Here is a 3,236-nt window from a genome sequence, read left to right as displayed (position 1 = left end):
GTGCATCACCTACAATCAAGAGCCGTTCATCCGCCAGACGCTCGACAGCATCCTGAGCCAGAGGACGGATTTCCCGTTCGAGCTGATCGTAGGCGACGATAGGTCGAGCGACGGCACCGCGGAGATCATCGCCGAGTACGCCGCGCGCCACGCGAACATCGTCGCGATCCTGCGGCCGGAGAACGTCGGCGTCGTCAAGAACCTGGACGATATCGCCGGGCGCGTCTCCGGCGAGTACGTCGCCATCTGCGAAGGCGACGACTACTGGACCGATCCCGACAAGCTGCAGCGCCAGCTCGATTACATGCGGCACAGGCCGGAATACACCCTGTGCTTCCACCCGGTACGCGTCGTCTACGAAGACATGCCGGGTGTCGCGACCATATATCCGGAGCACTGCGCTCCGCAGCCGTCCCTCTCCGATTTGGCTGCGCGCAACTTCATTCAGACGAACAGCGTGTTCTACCGCTGGCGGTATTGTGGCGGCGAGAAGCTCGAGATCGGTCGCGGTATCATCCCGGCCGACTGGTACATCCACCTGATGCACGCCGAGGTCGGGCGGATTGGGTTCCTGCCGCAGGTGATGGCGGTGTACCGTAAGCACGCGGGCGGGATGTGGGCTCATGCGTCCGACCTCGCGCGGCACAAGCGGCTCGGTAAGTCGGAAATCGAGTTCTACCGGCGGTTGCGCGACCGTTTCGGCGGCCGCTTTGCCGCGAGCTTCGCGGCGTCGCAGCGGCTGATTTTCACCCGCCTCGCAGAGGCCTGCCTCGACGAGGAGGACGTGCCTGGTTTGCGCACCCTGATCGAAGACCATCCCGACATCGCCCACGATACGCTCGGTGAGATGGGCTTCGACACCGCGTGCCTGCCGAGCGGTGATGCCGACGCTCTGCGCGCGTGGTTCGAAGAACAGCTTACCGTCAGCGTCATCGTGACCGCGCCCGGTCCTGGCGCCGATCTCCGTCACGGCCTCGATAGCATTCTGGCCCAGCGCGGGCTGTTCCGGCTGCGCGTCATCGTCGGCTATGAGCGTTCGACGCAAGCCGCCTCGGAGATCATCGATGCTCTTCGAGCGTCGGATCCGGACCGCATCGACGTGCGCCCGCGCCCGCAGGATCTCGGTCCGCTCCAGAACCTGCAGGACTGCATCGCGGCCTGCGCCGGCCGCTACATCGCCTTCTGCGACGCGGATGCCCGCTGGATGTCGGATCGCAAGCTCACCAAGCAGCTCCGGATCCTGCGGAGCGACCCCAAGCTCGCGCTGTGCTTCAACTGGGTGCTCGTGCATCGCGCGGCGGAGGGATCCCTGCTGCCGCACGAGGGGCAGGGGCGACTCGCGAACGGGAACCTCCGCTTCTCGGATCTTACCGTCGCACCAGTCACCGCTCATCGCTCGTGCGGCCTCTACCGCGCAGATGCGCTGCGGAATCTGCCGCAGGCCTTCTTCGAGGAGCCCGGTGCCGGCGACTGGTTGATGGATCTCTACGTCGCCGATCGAGGGGGCATCGCATTTCTGCGGGAGATCTTATCAGTCTGGAACAGCCGGGCGGGCGGACCCTGGTCGGACCGCCCCGACGTGATCCACGCGGCCCGGATCGACCTCCAGCGCCGACGATTCGCCGCTCTCTTCGGTCGTGGGCGTGGCTTCGAGCCCTACGCGCTCATTTGTACGGTCGCGGACGGCGGCCCTCCGCTGTCTCCCGACCTCGTCCGCGCCCATCTGGAGGCGCCGATCCCCGGCGCCGGGACCGAGATCCAGGACGGACAGGTGGTCCTTGCTGGCTGGGTCGTCCCGACTTACGGGGGCCGGACGACGCTGATCGCCGAGGTCGGTGGCGAGACCCATCGGTTTCCCGTCGACCGGCCCCGGTCCGACGTCGTTAACGCCCTGTTCGGCGACGCGCCCGCCCCGGTGGACGAGGCGCGCTGTGGCTTCCACTTCCTGTTGCCGTTCGATCGGCATCTGGAGGTTCGCCTCCTGATCCTGCTGGAGGACGCAGTTCTGCCTTGGCTGTCGGTCTCCCTCGCCCAACGATCCGATGGTGAGGCGTCTGGCTGAGGTGAGTCCCGCCAGGCGGTGCGTCGGCCCCTCCCCCTGCGAGCCCGAGCGCCCAGCGAGGGTTGACCGGGCTAACAGGGCAATCGTATCACCCGAGCGACGCGCGGCCCGGCCGCTGCGATGGTCGGTGTGCGGCATCCGCCGCACGTCCGAAGCTTCGGCGCCGTGGGCGCCACGATGGGGGCGGAGCGGTTCTTGGGCGAGGACGTCGAGACGCTACGGACAGAGCTCGCGGAAACGCAGGCTCGCTTGAAGGAAGCGCAGGGGGAACTGGCCCGTCTGGTCCGCTTGGCCGAGGCCGATCTTCAGCGGCAGCGACCGGGCGAGCAGTCGAGCGTCGTCGCCGCCTCGGTCCGACGGCCGGCAGCCAAGGACGTCGCGGCCCGCATCGCGCGGCTCGTTCAGCTCTACCGCGAGGCTTCGGCCGCGTCCCCTGACACTGCGCCAGTGGTTGACGAGAATACGTTTCTCCGGTGGCTCGAGACCTCCGGCTTGTTCGACCGTGATTTCTACTTGAAGTGCAACGGCGACGTGGCGAGCGCGGGCGCCGACCCGACGCAGCACTACTTCAACCACGGTTACGCCGAGGCGCGGCCACCATGCGCGCTCTGACGCCGGCTCGGGCCGACTGCCCGACGCCACGGTGAGTGGTGTATCGCCGCGCTTGACGGCAGCCGGCGGCCGAGACCTGTGTAAGGACACGATCGATGCAGACTGCCGCTGAGACCGCAGCCCCGGCTCCGCCTCAGCTGGAGCCGTGGCAGGTCGATTTCTCGACGATCTATCGCAGCGGTCAGTTCGACCACCTCTGGTACGCGGCGCGGTATCCGGATGTCGGCCTGACCGACCTCTCGCCGCTCGAGCACTACGTGAAGTACGGCGCACGGCTCGGCCGGCAGCCGCGGCCGGATTTTCCGGGGACGCCGGACGAGGCGGTGGACGGGACCTACGTCAACCCGTTCGCGGCGTGGCTGCGCCAGCAGGGCGACGCCTCCGTCGGCTTAGCGGACGGCAAGCCCGTCGTTTCGGTCCTGTGCATCACCTACAATCAAGAGCCGTTCATCCGCCAGACGCTCGACAGCATCCTGAGCCAGAGGACGGATTTCCCGTTCGAGCTGATCGTAGGCGACGATAGGTCGAGCGACGGCACCGCGGAGATCATCGCCGAGTACGC

Annotated in this window: 3 protein-coding genes; all 3 read left to right on the top strand. The window is 67.3% G+C overall.

The annotated features are described in order from the left end of the window. Positions 1-2,062: glycosyltransferase family 2 protein (locus MKL20_RS08530; protein WP_244036318.1), on the top strand; the 2,062-nt coding region annotated here is incomplete at its 5' end. A 195-nt stretch (positions 2,063-2,257) separates the two neighbouring features. Next, entirely contained in the window at positions 2,258-2,674 is a 417-nt protein-coding gene (locus MKL20_RS08525) for a hypothetical protein (protein ID WP_244036317.1), read from the top strand. A gap of 95 nt (positions 2,675-2,769) precedes the next feature. Then, positions 2,770-3,236, top strand: a 467-nt coding sequence (locus MKL20_RS08520; protein ID WP_244036316.1) for a glycosyltransferase family 2 protein, incomplete at its 3' end; no start/stop codon positions are given.

This window comes from Methylobacterium sp. E-066, assembly GCF_022829635.1.
In the GTDB taxonomy this organism is placed as follows: domain Bacteria; phylum Pseudomonadota; class Alphaproteobacteria; order Rhizobiales; family Beijerinckiaceae; genus Methylobacterium.
This window is presented reverse-complemented; position numbering and strand designations above follow the sequence as displayed.